15 protein-coding genes and 1 pseudogene are annotated in these 17,590 nt (G+C 39.2%); 9 read left to right on the forward strand and 7 right to left on the reverse strand.

What is annotated here, in order from left to right:
• The first annotated feature begins 230 nt into the window (after positions 1 to 230).
• Genes PQ474_RS10210 through PQ474_RS10225 form a run of 4 tightly spaced genes read left to right on the forward strand, consistent with a single transcriptional unit; the run spans position 231 to position 4,940 of the window.
• Positions 231 to 1,412, forward strand: coding sequence for a galactokinase (locus PQ474_RS10210; protein ID WP_273842657.1), 1,182 nt, complete (start codon positions 231 to 233; stop codon positions 1,410 to 1,412).
• A gap of 1 nt (position 1,413) precedes the next feature.
• A complete protein-coding gene (gene galE / locus PQ474_RS10215; RefSeq protein ID WP_273842659.1) occupies positions 1,414 to 2,412 on the forward strand; it encodes a UDP-glucose 4-epimerase GalE in 999 nt (332 codons plus the stop codon).
• Positions 2,412 to 3,890 carry a UDP-glucose--hexose-1-phosphate uridylyltransferase gene (gene galT, locus PQ474_RS10220; RefSeq protein ID WP_273842863.1) on the forward strand — a complete coding sequence of 493 codons (1,479 nt, stop codon included), beginning with the start codon at positions 2,412 to 2,414 and terminating at the stop codon, positions 3,888 to 3,890. The genes galE and galT overlap by 1 nt, the downstream gene beginning before the upstream one ends.
• Positions 3,891 to 3,902: 12 nt before the next feature.
• Positions 3,903 to 4,940 carry an aldose epimerase family protein gene (locus PQ474_RS10225; RefSeq protein WP_273842660.1) on the forward strand — a complete coding sequence of 346 codons (1,038 nt, stop codon included), beginning with the start codon at positions 3,903 to 3,905 and terminating at the stop codon, positions 4,938 to 4,940.
• A 29-nt stretch (positions 4,941 to 4,969) separates the two neighbouring features.
• Here PQ474_RS10225 and PQ474_RS10230 read toward each other — a convergent pair whose 3' ends face one another.
• The 4 genes from PQ474_RS10230 to PQ474_RS10245 form a co-directional block, all read right to left on the reverse strand.
• Positions 4,970 to 6,148 carry an ROK family transcriptional regulator gene (locus tag PQ474_RS10230; RefSeq protein ID WP_273842663.1) on the reverse strand — a complete coding sequence of 393 codons (1,179 nt, stop codon included), beginning with the start codon at positions 6,146 to 6,148 and terminating at the stop codon, positions 4,970 to 4,972.
• 470 nt (positions 6,149 to 6,618) lie between these two features.
• Complete coding sequence (locus tag PQ474_RS10235; protein ID WP_273842664.1) at positions 6,619 to 7,044, reverse strand: DoxX family protein; 426 nt, start codon at positions 7,042 to 7,044, stop codon at positions 6,619 to 6,621.
• 33 nt (positions 7,045 to 7,077) lie between these two features.
• Complete coding sequence (locus PQ474_RS10240; protein WP_273842665.1) at positions 7,078 to 7,860, reverse strand: DODA-type extradiol aromatic ring-opening family dioxygenase; 783 nt, start codon at positions 7,858 to 7,860, stop codon at positions 7,078 to 7,080.
• 14 nt (positions 7,861 to 7,874) lie between these two features.
• Entirely contained in the window at positions 7,875 to 8,534 is a 660-nt protein-coding gene (locus PQ474_RS10245; RefSeq protein ID WP_273842666.1) for an alpha/beta hydrolase, read from the reverse strand.
• A 249-nt stretch (positions 8,535 to 8,783) separates the two neighbouring features.
• Here PQ474_RS10245 and PQ474_RS10250 point away from each other — a divergent pair, with 249 nt between their 5' ends.
• Both PQ474_RS10250 and PQ474_RS10260 read left to right on the forward strand, forming a co-directional pair.
• Positions 8,784 to 9,323 carry a helix-turn-helix domain-containing protein gene (locus PQ474_RS10250; RefSeq protein ID WP_273842667.1) on the forward strand — a complete coding sequence of 180 codons (540 nt, stop codon included), beginning with the start codon at positions 8,784 to 8,786 and terminating at the stop codon, positions 9,321 to 9,323.
• Between the two features lie 171 nt (positions 9,324 to 9,494).
• Positions 9,495 to 10,031 (forward strand): annotated as a pseudogene (locus PQ474_RS10260) (FecCD family ABC transporter permease); the annotation flags it as partial.
• Positions 10,032 to 10,464: 433 nt separating this feature from the next.
• On the opposite strand, the gene PQ474_RS10265 reads toward PQ474_RS10260, so the two are convergent.
• Positions 10,465 to 11,451 carry a Gfo/Idh/MocA family protein gene (locus tag PQ474_RS10265; protein ID WP_273842668.1) on the reverse strand — a complete coding sequence of 329 codons (987 nt, stop codon included), beginning with the start codon at positions 11,449 to 11,451 and terminating at the stop codon, positions 10,465 to 10,467.
• Between the two features lie 252 nt (positions 11,452 to 11,703).
• Complete coding sequence (locus tag PQ474_RS10270; protein WP_273842669.1) at positions 11,704 to 13,128, reverse strand: alanine/glycine:cation symporter family protein; 1,425 nt, start codon at positions 13,126 to 13,128, stop codon at positions 11,704 to 11,706.
• Between the two features lie 172 nt (positions 13,129 to 13,300).
• Between PQ474_RS10270 and PQ474_RS10275 the strand changes: the two genes are divergently transcribed.
• The 3 genes from PQ474_RS10275 (at position 13,301) to alr (ending at position 16,971) form a co-directional block, all read left to right on the forward strand.
• Complete coding sequence (locus PQ474_RS10275) at positions 13,301 to 14,572, forward strand: PucR family transcriptional regulator (protein ID WP_273842670.1); 1,272 nt, start codon at positions 13,301 to 13,303, stop codon at positions 14,570 to 14,572.
• Positions 14,573 to 14,654: 82 nt separating this feature from the next.
• Positions 14,655 to 15,788 (forward strand): alanine dehydrogenase, encoded by a 1,134-nt coding sequence (ald, locus tag PQ474_RS10280; protein ID WP_273842671.1) that lies wholly within the window; start codon positions 14,655 to 14,657, stop codon positions 15,786 to 15,788.
• A 76-nt stretch (positions 15,789 to 15,864) separates the two neighbouring features.
• Positions 15,865 to 16,971 carry an alanine racemase gene (gene alr, locus PQ474_RS10285; protein WP_273842672.1) on the forward strand — a complete coding sequence of 369 codons (1,107 nt, stop codon included), beginning with the start codon at positions 15,865 to 15,867 and terminating at the stop codon, positions 16,969 to 16,971.
• A gap of 94 nt (positions 16,972 to 17,065) precedes the next feature.
• Here the strand turns inward: alr and PQ474_RS10290 are convergent, their stop codons facing one another.
• Positions 17,066 to 17,422 (reverse strand): nucleotide excision repair endonuclease, encoded by a 357-nt coding sequence (locus tag PQ474_RS10290; RefSeq protein ID WP_273842673.1) that lies wholly within the window; start codon positions 17,420 to 17,422, stop codon positions 17,066 to 17,068.
• Positions 17,423 to 17,590 lie beyond the last annotated feature (168 nt).

Genomic DNA, 17,590 nt, shown 5'->3' on the forward strand with positions numbered 1-17,590 from the left:
TTTAGTGACCTGTACTTCTTCTCCGCTCTCTTTTCGCGTACCAATCAGCTCAACGGCGGTACCTTTAAACCTGATACTCATTTGTTAGAAAAATTCCGATGAATTCCTACTACGATTTTTATTGCGTCAGTATAAAAATCGTAGTAAGCTTGTAGTAACTTAATTAAATTAATTAATTAAGTTACTACATCTTTTAAATACATGTAACGAACATATTCTAAGGAGGCATTATGAGTACTTTAGCCAATTTATCAAAAGAATTTCAATCGATTTTTAATACAACACAGTCACCTAGAACCTTTTTCGCCCCAGGTAGAATGAACCTGATTGGTGAACATACGGATTATAACGGAGGACATGTGTTTCCTGCTTCCCTTTCGTTTGGAACCTATGCACTTGGAAGCAAGCGATCCGATCAAAAGCTGCGTTTTTATTCAATGAATTTCCCTGACGTTGGAATCATTGAATCCGATTTATCAGATCTATCCTTTGATGAGTCTGATAACTGGGCAAACTACCCAAAAGGGATGTTTCTTTATATGAAAGAAGCAGGTAAAGACATTCTTCAAGGTGCTGATATTTTGTTTTACGGGAATATTCCAAATGGTGCCGGTCTCTCTTCTTCTGCATCGATCGAATTAGCGACTGGCGTTTTATTAAATGGACTATTTGATCTGAATATGGAGCGTATCCCTATGATCCAACTTGGTCAAAAAGTTGAAAACGAATACATCGGTGTGAACAGCGGTATTATGGATCAGTTTGCGATTGGCATGGGCAAAAAAGATCATGCCATCCTACTAGACTGCCAAACATTAAACTATAAATATGCACCAATTGTATTGAATGACCATGCCGTTATGATTATCAATACAAATAAACAGCGGACTTTAGCTGGATCTAAATACAATGAACGTCGTGCCCAGTGCGAAGAAGCACTAAATGAATTACAACAAGAGTTATCAATAAGTAGTTTAGGAGAATTAACGACGGATCAATTTGAGAAAAATAAACATCTCATTACCGATAAGATTAATCAAAAACGAGCCAACCATGCTGTACATGAAAATGCACGGACATTAGAAGCATTAGATAAATTGCAGCAAGGCGACCTTAACGGGTTTGGTAGACTAATGAATGAATCACACCTCTCTTTACGAGACGATTATGAGGTAACTGGTCTTGAGCTCGATACGATTGTGCAAGCTGCTTGGGAACAAGAAGGCGTTGTCGGTGCACGTATGACCGGTGCTGGATTTGGCGGTTGCGCCATTGCCATTGTTGAGAATGACAAAATAGAAGAATTCAAGAAAAATATTAACCGTATATACCATGATGTCGTGGGCTATGATGCTACTTTTTATACGGCGTCAATAGGCGATGGGGCAAGAGAACTTAATGAGGAGTGTTAATATGAGTGTTTTAGTTTTAGGTGGAGCAGGATATATTGGTTCACATGCAGTCTATCAATTAATAGATCAAGGTGAAAACGTCGTAATTGTCGATAATCTTGAAACGGGTCACAGGGGTGCTATTCATCCGAAAGCAACCTTTTATGAAGGCGATATTCGAAATTTTGATTTTCTAAACGCTGTTTTTGAAAAAGAATCGATTGATGCTGTTATTCATTTTGCTGCCAATTCACTTGTCGGTGAATCGATGGAAAATCCCCTTAAATACTTTGATAATAATGTTTATGGAACACAGGTTTTGCTTCAAGCAATGGTTGAGCATGATGTGAAAAAGATTGTCTTCTCCTCCACTGCTGCAACCTACGGAGAGCCTGAAGCCGTACCAATTACTGAAACAATGCCAACAAACCCAACAAGTACGTATGGAGAAACCAAACTTACCATGGAAAAAGTCATGAAGTGGACGGAACAAGCACATGGTGTTAACTTTGTTTCCTTGCGTTATTTTAATGTAGCTGGCGCTAGAGAAACGGCAGAAATAGGAGAAGATCATCGCCCTGAATCACATTTGGTTCCCATTATCTTACAGACTGCACTCGGACAACGATCTCATATTACCATTTTTGGTGATGACTATGAGACACCAGATGGAACTTGTATTCGCGACTACGTCCATGTTGAAGATCTCATCAATGCCCATTTATTAGCACTCAATTACCTGAGAGAAGGCGGCAAAAGTAACGTGTTCAATCTTGGAAGCAATCAAGGATTTTCAGTAAAAGAAATGATTGATACAGCCCGAACCGTAACAGGTAAAGAAATCCCAGCAAAAATGGGTACACGTAGAGCTGGTGATCCTAGCATTTTGATTGCTAGCTCCGATAAGGCAAAGCAAGTATTAGGCTGGACTCCAACACGAACTTCAGTGACAAAAATTATTGAAGATGCTTGGAATTGGCATGCAACAAATCCTGAAGGCTATGGGAAGGAAGGAATATGATGATTTTTGAAGATCTAGCCGGACTTTTTCAAAAGGCTATGGAAGTGGAATTAATTGAACCAGCTGATTTGTATTATGTTCGTAATCAGGTGATCCATCTACTTGGGTTAGAAGCATTTCCAGAAGAAGTCGTTCAAAAAACAGATGATACGATTCCAAACCTCCTGGAGAACTTAATAGATTATGCCGTAACACAAGGGGTGATCATGGATGTCCTAGATGAAAAGGAAATGCTATCAGCTAATATTATGAATTGCTTTGTTGCAAGACCCTCTGTCATTAATAAAACGTTCAACCAAAAATATGAGGAATCACCAATAGCCGCAACGGATTACTTTTATAACCTAAGTAAAAACAGCAATTATATTCAGATGAATCGAATTAAGAAAAATATTTCATATAAAGTTGATACTCTATATGGCCAGCTCGACATTACCATTAATTTGTCAAAGCCAGAAAAAGATCCAGAGCAAATCAAACGAGAACGTTCGATGAAACAAACGCTCAACTATCCAAAATGTCTTTTATGCAAAGAAAATGAAGGATACACAGGGAGAACGGGGCATCCAGCCCGTGCGAATCATAGAATTATTCATGTTCCTCTTACGGGAGAAAACTGGTATCTACAATATTCACCATATGTTTACTATAACGAGCATAGCATTTTGCTTTCTGAAGAGCACTGCGATATGAAAATTGATCGACATGCATTTGAACGATTGCTTACATTTACAGATCAGTTTCCACACTACTTTATTGGTTCAAATGCCGATTTACCAATTGTAGGTGGTTCTATACTAAGTCATGACCATTATCAGGCTGGACGTTATGAGTTTGCCATGACACGAGCAGAAGATGCCTTTTCATTTGAATTAAATGCCTTCCCAGATATCGATGCATCGGTTGTTAAATGGCCGATGTCTGTGATCCGCTTAAGAGGCACGAAAATAGATAGACTCGTTACAGCAGCTGATGAGGTTTTACAAACTTGGAGAAATTACTCTGATGAACTTGCCGATGTAATGGCCTATACGGGTAATACACCGCATAACACCATTACACCAATTGCTAGAAATCGTAATGGCCTCTTTGAAATCGATCTTGTGCTCAGAAACAATCGTACAACAGATGAACATCCACTTGGCCTTTTTCACCCACATGCAGATGTTCACCATATAAAAAAAGAAAACATTGGCTTAATTGAGGTTATGGGGCTTGCCGTTTTGCCACCTAGACTAAAGGATGAGTTGGCAGAAATACAAGCGTTTCTACTAGGGAACCAAAGTAATGTAGAAGCCTACCATCTCGAATGGGCCGATCAGTTGAAAGCTGAGTATGGGACTTTTTCTTATGCCAAAGAGGCAGAAACCGTCTTACAAAAAGAACTTGGCAAGAAGTTTGCAAAAGTACTTGAGGATGCTGGTGTATTAAAAGAAAGGGAAGCATTTGAAAGATTCATTAACACAATAAATAAATAGGTGGATGTAGTTATGAACTTAGTTACAAAAGAAATTTTGGGAAAATGGAAGGAGTACACATTAACAAATGATCTCGGAATGACGGTTAGTGTACTGGACTATGGTGGTATTATTACGAAGATCATGGTCCCCGATCGAAAGGGCAACATCGAAAATGTCGTACTTGGTTATAGAGATTATCTAGATTATCACCAAAATTCCCATTATTTTGGTGCCATCATCGGTCGAGTCGCTGGTAGGATTCAAGGTTCCACGTTTGAAATCAATGATCAGACATTTACCTTGGCAGCAAATAACGGAGATAACCATCTACATGGAGGACCAGATGGGTTTCACCAAAAGGTTTGGAAGGTTACCCCCTTTCAAACAGAAGAAGCAGTTGGTTTAACACTTACTCATAAATCGATTGATGGCTGTGGTGGATATCCTGGAAATCTAGATCTACTCGTTACCTACACACTCAACAATGAAAATCAACTTATTCTTAATTACCAGGCAAGTAGCGATCAGACAACACCTCTGGCCTTGACCAATCATACTTACTTTAATTTAAGCGGCAACCTCAAAAACACTGTACATGATCACCATGTAACCATAGATAGTAGTAAGTTTGTTGAGCTTGATAACGACCTTATTCCCACTGGAAAACGGATTCATGTCGAGGCAACCCCTTTTGATTTTCGGAATGAACGTGTGCTTGGTGATGGATTTACCGATAATTTTGGGCAAAATCAAATAGCTGCAAATGGGTATGACCATTATTTTATATTTGACCATACCATGAAGGATGAGGCGATCCTTCATGATCCTACTAGCGGCCGTATGATGACTGTGAAAACGAACCAACTTGGAATGGTTATGTATACAGCAAATAGCTTAGATGAAGGTTTACCATTACAAGAAGGTTTATCACGTAAGTACCATGGTGTTTGTTTTGAAACACAGGGCTCACCAGCATCATTACATTATGATGGTTTTCCTAGCGTTCTTTTAAATGCAGATGACACTTACAAGAAACAGACCGTGTTTACATTTAGTTTAATGGCTTAAAGAATAGGCTGAACCTTTTTATGAAAGGTTCAGCCCACTTTTATAACTGGATCAAATAATTCAACCAATAATAATGATACAGCCCCAAGTAAAGTTGCCTCATCACCCAATTTAGAAACCGTCACATTTGTCTGTCTCGCTTCAGTCGTCAAAGCTCTTTGCTGGATAGATTCAAGGATTGCTGGCATAATAAATTTTTCACTTTTCATAACCCCCCCACCTAACACAATTTCACTTGGATTAATGAGATGAATTAAGTTTGTCAAACCGATTCCGATCATCTTACCTGTTTCATGAAGTAGATGAATATAAGACTGGTTGCCACTCTCAGCTAACTCAAAAACTTCTTTACCCGTTAATTTTCCTGTACTTACTTTTATCTGTTTATCTGCTCGTTCAGCAATTGCCGCTCCACTCACGAGTGTTTGCAAACAGCCACGATTTCCACACTCACAAACTTCACCGTTTATATCAATGGTTATATGTCCCAATTCCCCGGCAATGCTTTGCGCACCATGATATAATTTGCCATTAAAAACAATACCTGCACCAACGCCACGTCCAATATTAACAGCAACCATGCTATCTACATCACCATGACCACCAAACCACGATTCACCCAGCGCCATGGCCCGAGCATCATTTTCAACTTTTACCGTTAAATTAAACTCTTCTTCCAACACATCTTTAATCGGAATATTTCTTAAGTTTAAAATAGGAGCCACAAGTGATGTTCCTGTTTCAACATCTACAACCCCATGCATGGCTACCCCAATGCCAATGATCTTATCTTGGTTGATTTCATTTGATTGTAAAATGGAATCTATATTTTCTTTTAGAATGGACATAAACTCTTCATTCGTTATCGTTTTTTTCAATAAACTAGATGTTCGTTGGAGGATATCGCCTGTTAAATCTGTTAGAATGCATTCCACCGTTTCTGGCCCAGCATCGACACCAATAACATAAAAAGCACTAGTATTAATATGCAACATAGTTGGTTTTCGCCCACCACTTGAGTGACCAAGCGAACTCTCCCTAACTAATCCTTGCTCCATTAGCTCTTTAACAATGCTGCTGACTGTCGGAGGAGTTAGACTTGTTTCTTTCGCTATTTGAGCTCTAGAGATCGGCTCGGATGTACGTATCTTATTTAAAATGATTGATTTATTAACGGATTTCATTAATTGGAATGTACCACGTTGCATAGAAAATCCTCCATATGTACTGTATCATAGCGTTTATTATATCATAGTTAGTTAATTAATTTAACTAATGGAACTAATGGTTAAATTCCATAGATATTCCTTTTTAATAATGAACTGTTTTTTGTGAAATAAGGTCTCCTGTGTCCGTAACACAAGTCTACTACACAGTGATTACAAAACATTCGTGCTCGTACTTTAGTACACTTCTTCGCAATCTTTATGTGTATTTTAATCCAAAATTATAATTATCTTTTGAAGTAATAGAATGAATAGAACAAATAGCATTCCCTCTAACATACCCATTCACGCATTGACAACAGCTATTGTCATGACTGAATTATTGTGTTATTTGCCATCGATTGCGTATGTTAAAACTAAATTATCATTGATATGTTATTTCTTGTGTTTCTCCACAAAAACGGAAAAGACTTACCTTGCCTTAAGGTAAGTCTTTTTTCAGTGCTAGAAGACTAAACTACTTGATTATGATCTTTCGGTTTCCCTTTAAAAACAAGGTGATCAACTGCAAGCATTTTACTGCCATTCATCGTAAGAAACACGGCCATCGCTAAGAAAGCCAAATCTAGTTCGTACCCTGCTAATTGGTCATCTCCTAAGAAGCCAGCAGCTAGTTTTACGGTAAAAATGGCTCCAATCATGATTATTGATAACAAAATCGACACGATTCTAGTACCTAGACCGATGATTAAGGCAATTCCACCAACCATTTCAATTAATGCAACAGCATAAGCTAATACTCCAGGTATGCCAATGCTATCAAACCAACCAACAATATTCTCAATCCCACCTTGGAATTTAACTAAACCATGTACAAAAAAACTAATTCCTAAAGTTAATCGCAATATTAACGTACCTACTTCGACCTTCTTGTTCATATTAAATATTCCTCCTTCATATCTTTTGTTTCATTAGCTTCCGAACTGCCAAACACTATGACTTAGATTTCCATAGCGATAACTGCGATGTAGCAAATTTGCGCTTTTTTCGTTATCTGCTGCCCCCATCGCGTAAAAGAGCGGGACAAAATGCTCATTACCATATGGTGGCACAGCTAGTTGTGCACCAGGCGCTTGAGAAGAGTAGTTAAATAGAGATTCGACATCCCAGTTCTCCAAGCGAGTCGCTAACCATTCGTCAAACTCAAGGGCCCAGTCGTCCACTTCACCGTTATCACTCCAATTCAACGCTCGGAGATTATGGACGGTTCCTCCACTCCCGATCACTAGAACATCTTTCTCTCTTAAACAAGCTAACGTTTTTCCAACTTGGTATTGCTCCTCAGGCGAAAGATGTCTGTTAATCGACATTGAAACGACCGGAATATCGGCATTTGGATAAAGCAATCTTAAAACAACCCAAGCACCGTGATCTAAACCACGACTTCCATCTATTGCAAAGGAAACATCATGTTGCTTAAACAACTTTTGTATTTCTTTTGTGACCTCAGCGCTCCCTTTCGCCGGATATTGAATCCGGAACAATTCCTCAGAAAAGGCACCAAAATCATAGATCGTACTATACTCATCGATACTGCTCACTTGTTGAACATTTGACTCCCAGTGAGCAGAAAATAAAACGATGGCCTTAGGTTTTGGTAACTGTTTACCTAGCTGACTCAAAAATTGAGTGTATTCATTATCTTCAATAGCAAGTAGCGGTGCTCCATGAGCAATAAATAACGCTGGAAGCATGCAAATCCTCTCCTTTATAGTTTAATGGTTTCCCTATCCAATGAATGAAATAACCAGGTCTGATAATCTTCAAGATTTTGTTGGGATACGGTATGTCCTTCTTGATACGTTTTAAACGTAACCGCTGCACCTAAACTTTGAAAATATTCATGGTTGGCTACTCCCCACTCATATGGCAAAACTTGGTCTAACTCTCCGTGTGAAATAAATATTGGCATTTCATTAACTGGTTTACCTTCGCATTTCTCTTTAACAAAACCAGGAATGTATCCACTTAGAGCGACAATGCCCTTAATTCGCTCCCTTAGTGTCAAACCAAGTGTCATAGATAGAATCGCCCCTTGACTGAAGCCAAGCAAGTACAATTGTCTTACATCTATTGGATACTGCTCTGTCGCATAATCAAGAAAGCCAGTCAGCTTTTGAACCGCTTGATCAAACATCTCTCGGTGTGGCCTCCCATATCCTTGAATCGTAAAGTAAGCAAAACCTGGAGGCAGCTCGAGATGACCGCGAATACTAAAAATGTAAAAATGCTCCTCTAGTCCTTTCACCATAGACAACATGTTTTGTTCGTTACTTCCCATTCCATGCATGACAAAAAGCGCCGGATAGGTTTTATGGGGATCAACTTGCTTCGGTCGGTGAAGCTCATATTTCATAGGTCTGCTCATTTACATCATCCCTTCCTAACAAATTTATAAACCTCTATGTTAACTATAAAGAAATGTTTCTGATTGAGGATATTAGATTCATATAAGAAAACAACCAACTAAAAAAAGTAAGCCTCTATATCTGGCTATATGTTTTTATATATGAATATTAATTACTTATAAGATAACAACGACTAGTGTAGATTGTCAATCTTTTTTTTGCTAAGATAGAATTAAGTTTTTTATTAGGAAACGTTAGAGGTGATTTATTTGGAATTAGGATCAAAAATACGAGCGATACGTAATCGAAAGAAAATCACCATTGCCCAAATGTGTGAAGGAACTGGATTGTCAAAAGGATTTATTAGCAATGTTGAAAACAATAACACCTCCCCGTCGATCAACACATTGCAAACCATCTCTACTTTTCTAGGGGTCCCATTGCCATATTTGTTGTTAGAAAAGAAACAGCACATGCGAGTCGTAAGAAAAGAGGAACGTACTCACTCTACATTTAACAATTTAAAAATTGAGCATGTAACATCCAAGGGTGGATTAAGAATGATGCTAGTTGAATTTCCTCCAGGTGCTTCAATGGGGGAAGCCAATGCCCATGAAGGAGAAGAATGTCATTTAGTTTTAGAGGGAAGAGTCCTTGCTGAACAAGGGGAAGACTCGATGGTCATTGAAGAAGGGGATTCGTTTAGTTGGAATGCTAGTGTCCCACATTTTGTCAAAAATATTGGCGACGGAAAAGCAGTTGTGTTGATATCTACTTATTCTGATACTGAGCTTAATGACGTTTTTTAATCGTTTGATTATAACCAACTCGTTTCAAAAAATAGGCTGCTGAAGGAATGAACATTTCAGCAGCCTATTGCTATTCTTTCTATTATTGGATCATTTGCCTCACTATTTCCCTATTTCTTTTTTTGAAGACTTCATTATGTGAAGAAACCATCCCTATCTTATTAGCATTGGGTTCCCGTTGGCTTTTCGATGGCCTTATCTGGGGTGATGATTCTACTCTTTTCTTCTGTTGATCCTTTTAAAGTAGATTTTATTGCTAAATGGTTGGCAGGGAATATATGGGGTTCTGATTGGCCGTTTATTTGGGCAATTCTTCCATGGTTAGTCCTTCTCATTCCTTTTACTTTGTATAAAGCGTATCGTTTAAACATCATCGGACTTGGTGAATCCGTAGCCATTGGGGTGGGCATTTCAGTTGAACGGGAGCGTATCGTATTGCTTTTAACGGCCGTAGCTCTTGCTGCTTCAGCGGTCTCTGTAACAGGAGGTATCGCTTTTATTGGCTTAATGGCTCCCCATATTGCCAAAGCCTTAGTCGGACCAAGACACCCATTGTTTATCCCGGTTGCCATTTTACTCGGCGGTTGGCTTTTAGTGCTTGCCGACACCGTCGGCCGCAACTTAGTCGATCCTGATGGCATTCCAACAGGAATCATGGTAGCCTTAATCGGCGCACCTTATTTTATGTATCTATTATTAAAGAAGTAGACTCCTTTACATAGTAAGCCCCCTTACATTTTTAAGGGGGCTCATTTTTATTTGCTTTTTAAAAACGTACCATGAAGAACATGTATGGATTAAACATGATCACGCGCTATCTTTTTTCCCATGTTTTCGTAAAAATCTGTTCTCCTGCTTCATAGGCAGTAAGAGTGTTCATGAAAGTTCCACGTGAAACATTCGATGACCAAACAGTTCGCCCATTTGACCAAATCGATAAAAGACCGGAGTAAGAAGCCGTTGCAAAAGTGAAAAGATGGAAACTCCTTCTTATGTCATCAAAATAGTAACTTAAACTAGTCCACGCTCATTTTTTTTACCTTGGCCTTTTAATTCTAGACTAAACTTGATAATAAAAGCCAAGTGTACGTTAGGCGTTAACCTCAATGGTATATTTAGCCATTTCGTTTCATCTAAACAACTAACCAAGATGCTCTATTTTAATCGGCACACCTTTTAAAGCAGATTCTAGAGCAGCACATGTAACAACCTGTGTTTGATAGGCATCCCTATAATCTGAGAGAATTCCTGAGGTATCTCCTGTTCTGACGGCATGAAGAAATGCTTCACTTTCTTTTATATAGGGGTTATCTGAACCTAGTTCTTCAACCTTTGAACCATTAGGCTCTATTATGCTTAGACGGTCGGGCTGCCAATCTATTATACCCTGGTCCGTAAAAAGCGTTAAACCAACCTGAGAAATTCCATTTGGAAGAATACATGTATTAGAAATAGTAGCTATTACCCCACTTTTCATCTTGAAACTTACCGTACCCACATCAGCTACCGTTACATGATCATATTTTTTATGATTAACACGATTTGCGTGGAAGGCAAAAACTTCATCCACTTCTCCAGCTACATATCGAAGTAAATCGAAAATATGGGTGGTTTGTTCAATGAATTGTCCGCCAGATCCCTCTTGCTTTCTCCACCAAGCAACCTCAGGCATTGGGCCCATCCATTGACCTGAAACCAAGCCAATTGTTTGATTACCGATGCTCTCTTTTAACCTTTTAACAGATTGTTTGTAACGAAAATGATACCCGACAGATGTTATTAACGATGTTTTCTCCATTTGAGATAAAATTAATTTAGGCTCATTTAGATCAACACCAAGGGGCTTTTCCACTAGGAACGGTATGTTACGATCTATCAACTCTGTCTCGATATCTCCATGTGACATGGGGGGTACACACACATAAACAGCATCTAGTTGTTCTGTATCTAACATCTCTTTAATCTGCCCATATCCTTTTGCCCCTTCATAGCTAGCCGCCATGTCATCAGCTTTTTCTTTACTCGTCCCACAAATGGATTGAACCCTTACTCCAACCATCTTAGATAAATGATCTGCATGTTTTCTACTAAACCAACCTGTTCCTACCATTCCAATATGTAAAGTCATAGACCAACCTCCTAAATATGTACCCTCTAAAGTACCCTCTAGCTCAATACCTTTTCTAGGTGGAGCAGATTATTCCTTTAAATAGATATGAACTATTTAGTTTTCTATCTACAATATCTCTATCCTTGACCGTTTTTAATTTTTTTCTTCGCTCAGAGATAAAAGTTATATCTACTCCTTCCCTCATCAACCTTTGCCTTTGTGGCACCGACAAAAAAAAGCTCTGCTCTTACTTGAGCAGAACCTTTTCAATCAACTAACTTTCTTCTCTATAGAACCAACCATTTTTGCATTTTCATAAAAATTATTAAAGTAGTCGTTTGTTTCAGCGACAACGACCTTCCAAAGAAGTAGAAGGGCAATTAAGTTTGGAATCATCATCAAAGCATTGGCCATGTCAGCAAATGCCCAGACTGTTGCAAGGTTCGCAACTGTACCAACGCCACAAGCAGCGATGTAAACAATGCGGTAGCCTGCGATTCCTTTTGAGCCAGCTAAATACTCAAAACATTTCTCTCCGTATACATACCACCCAACAATCGTTGAGAAGCCAAAGAAGATAACGGAGAAGGAAACAATGTATTCACCAGCTACACCAAGAACAGAAGCGAACGCTGCACTCGTTAATGCCCCACCTTCCAATGTTCCGTCGTGCGTTACACCAGAAAGTAAACCACCTGATGGATCCCAGAAACCTGTAATAAGAAGCGTTAAACCCGTCATTGTACAGACAATAATCGTTACGATAAATGTACCAGTCATCGAAACAAGCGCTTGTTTAACAGGATGGTCTGCACGCGCATTACCAGCAATTAATGCCGCTGTACCGAGACCGGCTTCATTTGAGAAAATCCCACGAGCGACTCCATTACGAATGGCTTCAGAAACCACAACCCCTAGGAAACCACCAGCTGCGGCTACAGGATTAAAGGCATAATGAAAAATAAGTTCAAAAGCTGGTATAATCATATCAAAATTTAAAATTAGAATTAAGATGGCTCCACCCATGTAAAGGAATGCCATGATTGGAACAAAGAAACTAGCAACTGTACTAATACGTTGAATTCCGCCAAAAATAATGACACTAACAAGTACAATTAAAATTAAACCCGTTACCCAGTTGGCCATCCCAAAGCTATTGCTAGTAACATCAGCAATCGTATTGGACTGCACACTATTTCCAATACCTAAAGCGGCAAAGGCACCAAATAAAGCGAAGGCAATCGCAAGTAATTTATATTTTTTTCCAAGACCGCGTTCGATGTAATACATCGGCCCACTTGAATATTCACCTTGGTCATTTTTGACACGATATTTAACAGCAAGCAAAGCCTCGGCATACTTAGTGGCCATACCTAGTAAACCAACGATCCACATCCAGAAGATTGCACCAGGACCACCGAGTGTAATCGCTGTTGCGACACCGGCAATGTTCCCGTTACCAATTGTGGCAGCAAGTGCTGTCATCAAAGCTTTAAAGTGACTTACATCCCCTTCTGCTGCTGCATCCTTACTATCCTCTTTCCCAAACCCGATCTTAAAGGCATAGATCAGGCGGCGAAATTGAAGTCCTTTTAAAACAAAGGTTAAAAATAAACCTGTCCCAAATAATAAAATTAAACTAGGTGGGCCCCATAAGACGTTATTGATTTTTCCTAAAATCTCTAAAATATCCATTTCATCACTCCCAGTAGATAACGCTTTCAATATAGGCTATTATGTTCGTATGTGTTATTTTAACATAACGTTATATGCTTTTGTTTGTAAAAATTCACAAATTGTAAACGCTTTAATTGTGTTTTAAGAACAAAACTGTTTTCCTACTATAAAAAAGAAGGTGTTTTTATAAATGAACATCCAAAAAAATAGCTCCTTTGACCGGCCATTTGATTCGTTAGAGGAATTTGTTGATGCCATTAGCGATCGCTTGCAATGTCCTGTAACGATTGAAGATTCTAACCACCATCTCCTTGCATATAGCTCACATACCGATAACACAGATAAGGCTCGTATCTCTACGATTATCGGGCGGCGTGTCCCTGAGAGGGTCATTAACCGTTTTTGGAAAGAAGGTGTCATTCCCACACTTAACCAAAGTGATCAACCACTTGTTATACCACAAATCAATGAGATTGGATTAGGGAACCGAATAGCTGTATCTATCAGGAAAAACAACGAAGTTCTCGGTTATATTTGGGTTCTTGAGGTTGGACGTACACTCACAAAAGAAGATCTCACCGATTTAAAATTAGCTGCTAGCAAAGCGAAAAATCAACTACTTCAGCTTAATTTACAAAAGAAAAAGAAAGAAAAAAGCAACCAAGAACTGCTCTGGCAAATGATTACCGGAGACACTAAAAATCATCCGGACATAGCCAATCAGCTTTCCAAAATTGGTTTGAAACCAAACCAGCCATTAGCTATTCTTTTATTTACGTTTCATTCCATTGATGACGAGCTTCATAAGAAATTAGTCTATGTAGCAAAAACAACACAAAAGATTAATCTCTTAATTCAAACGGTAGATGAGAATCAACTCATTTTTCTTGTCTCCCCCCTCTTTCAAACGAATGATTTTAACAAAATAGCAAAGGAATTTACAGATATCTTTAAAGCACAAGTGCATGAGCGTTTTGGTATTTCTGACATTCGCTCTGGATGCGGATATGCCTATGAAAATTATGAACTGATTAAAAGAAGTTATGACGAGGCAGCAAAGGTCATTGCTCTTAAAGAAATTTTCACAAAAGAACTAACCGAAGCGAACTTCTATCATGAGCTTGGTGTCTTCCGTTATATCGATTTATTGCAACAAACGGAGGCGTTACAAGACATGAGTATGAATCCAGCCATTCAAAAGTTACAAAGCTATGACTTAGTTCATCATACCAACTTACTCGAAACATTAGATGTCATTCTTGATAAGGATGGACACTTAAATGAGGCGGCAAAGGAACTTCATTGTCATGTCAATACCCTAAACTACCGTCTAAAGAGAATCCAAGAAATTACGGCTATCCAATTAAAAGATCCTGTCCAAAAGTTTGGACTCTATCTAGATTTGAAACTTACTCGCTCTAACGATTTGTTAAAAACAACAAAAGAACGCTTACAGATTTGATATTTCACACAATGCGCTCCTCCCGATGTCGTTTTATACTAGCGATATAACAAATTCAAATCCCTTTTAGGAGGACGACATAATGATTATTGGTATTCCAAAAGAAATTAAAAATAATGAGAATCGCGTTGCTATTACGCCAGCTGGTGTAGTTGCTCTAACTAAGAGCGGTCATGAAATTTTAATAGAGCAAGGTGCTGGAATTGGTAGTGGCTTTGAAGACACGGATTATACAGCAGCTGGTGCAACGATCATTCCTGAAGCTAGTGAAGTATGGGCAAAAGCTGAAATGGTGATGAAAGTAAAAGAACCACTAAGCTCTGAATATGGTTACTTCCGTAGTGGTTTAATTCTATTCACATACCTACACTTAGCGGCAGAGCCTGAGCTTGCTAAAGCGCTTGTTGACAGTGGTGTGATTGCCATTGCTTATGAGACAGTAGAAGTAAATCGTACCCTTCCATTGCTTACTCCAATGAGTGAAGTAGCGGGTCGTATGGCTTCACAAATCGGTGCACAGTTCCTTGAGAAATCAAAAGGCGGAAAAGGCATTCTGTTATCAGGTGTTCCAGGTGTGAAACGTGGCAAAGTAACGATTATTGGTGGTGGTGTCGTTGGGACAAACGCGGCTAAAATTGCGGTTGGACTTGGTGCAGACGTTACGTTAATGGACTTAAGTGCAGATCGTCTTCGTCAACTTGACGATCAGTTCGGTAACGACATCCAAACGTTGATGTCTAACCCATTAAACATCGCAGAAGCGGTTAAGGATTCAGATCTTGTTATCGGTGCCGTTCTCATTCCTGGTGCAAAAGCTCCTAAGCTTGTAACAGAAGACATGATTAAGTCCATGTCACCAGGTTCTGTTGTCGTTGACGTTGCGATCGACCAAGGTGGAATTATCGAGACCGTTGACCAAATTACTACACATGATAACCCAACTTACACGAAGCACGGCGTTGTTCACTATGCCGTTGCAAACATGCCTGGTGCGGTTCCACGTACATCTACAATTGGGTTAACGAACGTAACGATTCCTTATGCGCTTCAAATCGCAAACAAAGGGGTAGAAACAGCAGTAGCTGAGAATCCAGCACTAGCTCTTGGTGTGAACGTAGCAAACGGTGTGGTTACATACAGTGCGGTTGCACGTGATCTTGGATATGAGTTAGTATCTGTTGAGGATGCTCTTCGTAAAACAACCGTTCTTTCATAGAACTCATTAAATAGCATCAAATAGACCCTCTCCTTCTCACGATGGAGAGGGTCTTAAACTAGCAGGAGGTCCTCCTATGAAAACAAGCAGTTTCAGAAATACATACGCCCAAGTCTCATTAAGAGCCATTGAAGAAAATGCAGCTTCTTTTAAAACTTGGATACAACCTAACTGCCAACTAATGGCTGTCGTAAAAGGAGATGGATATGGACACGGTGCCATTACAGCAGCAAGAGCCGCCCTAAAAGGTGGCGCTACCTACTTAGGCGTAGCCATTTTAGATGAAGCCCTTGAACTCCGTGCAGCGGGGATTAAGGCTCCTATCATCGTTTTAGGCTATACCGCTCCAGAAGCTCTTCAAGCAGCGGTTAGAAACGAAATCACCATAACCGTATTCTCAACTGAAGTTCGTGATGCTTTACTAAAGCTGGCACAAGCAGAAACGACACCAATGAAAGTCCATATTAAAACCGAAACCGGAATGGGCCGAATAGGTGTACAAACCATTAAAGAACTAATAGAACTAATTACGCCTCTTTCTCATCATGAACATATTGAAATAGAAGGATTGTTTACTCACTTCGCCGAAGCCGATGTACCTACATCCTCTTATACAGATGAACAATTTGAAAAGTTCATTGCCTTTGCTCAGGCATTAGAAAACAAAGGAATAAAAATCCCTATTAAACATTGCTGCAATAGCGCAGGAACACTACTGCATAAAGACAAGCACCTCGACATGGTGCGAGTAGGCATTAGTTTGTATGGACTTAAACCAGATGTGTCTCTTCACATGCCAATCCAACTCAAACAAGCCATGCACCTCTACTCAAGCATTGTTTCCTTACGCAAGCTATCAGCTGGCTCCTCGATCAGTTACGGGCGAACCTTCTCCTTACCAGAAGATCGAACCATTGCCACCCTTCCTATTGGCTATGCAGACGGGTTGTCTCGCGCATTGTCTAACAAAGGCCATGTGATCGTTAACTGGCAAAAGGCACAGGTAGTGGGCCGAGTTTGTATGGATCAAACGATGGTTGATGTCACTGGGATTTCTGATATTCATATAGGGAAACGTGTTGAGTTTCCTATTGATGAAATGGCTGAAGCTGTTGGAACCATTAATTATGAGATTGTTTGTGCGGTTAGTAGGAGGGTTCCGAGGTATTATCGTGAAGGTTAGCAGGCTCTAACATTAACTTTATAAGGGGACATTTTTTTCAGGAAAGCCATGAGTGTCGTCTACAAACCAGCACTTATGGCTTTTTGGGTATTGTTTATTTATAGAATACTTTATCTACATTGTACTTCGCCTTGAGTTCATTAATGATATACGTTTCATAAATTTCTCGATGAACAGGGTCTTCGATAAGACAAATCTCTATTTTAGTCACTTCGTCGCGATGCATTTTAATTGGCGAAACCGTATCCTCAAAATGTTTTTTAATTCTCGGTCTTAACTTTCTTGCTTTGCCGACAAATAACAGTTCCTTACTGTCGTTATAAAACATGAAAATACCGCCCTTATCTCTAGGGATCAGATGAAAATCAGTAAAGCCGTAAATATTGCTTAGCTCAGGGTAATCTTGTTTCGTAATGGTGACATTTGGTGTTGGAATCGTTATGTTGATCAATTCAGTTCACTTCCTCTACTTAGTGCTGTACATATTATCATAAGTCGACAAGTAAAGCTATTTTGACTCTTTCAGTATTTTATTATATTTAATACGGACTCATATGGGCCCCCACCTACTTATGATACGATTCACCTTCAAATATTTAAATGAGGTTTTTTAAGTGTT

The organism is Halalkalibacter alkalisediminis, assembly GCF_028610705.1.
Lineage (GTDB): Bacteria > Bacillota > Bacilli > Bacillales > Bacillaceae_D > Halalkalibacter > Halalkalibacter alkalisediminis.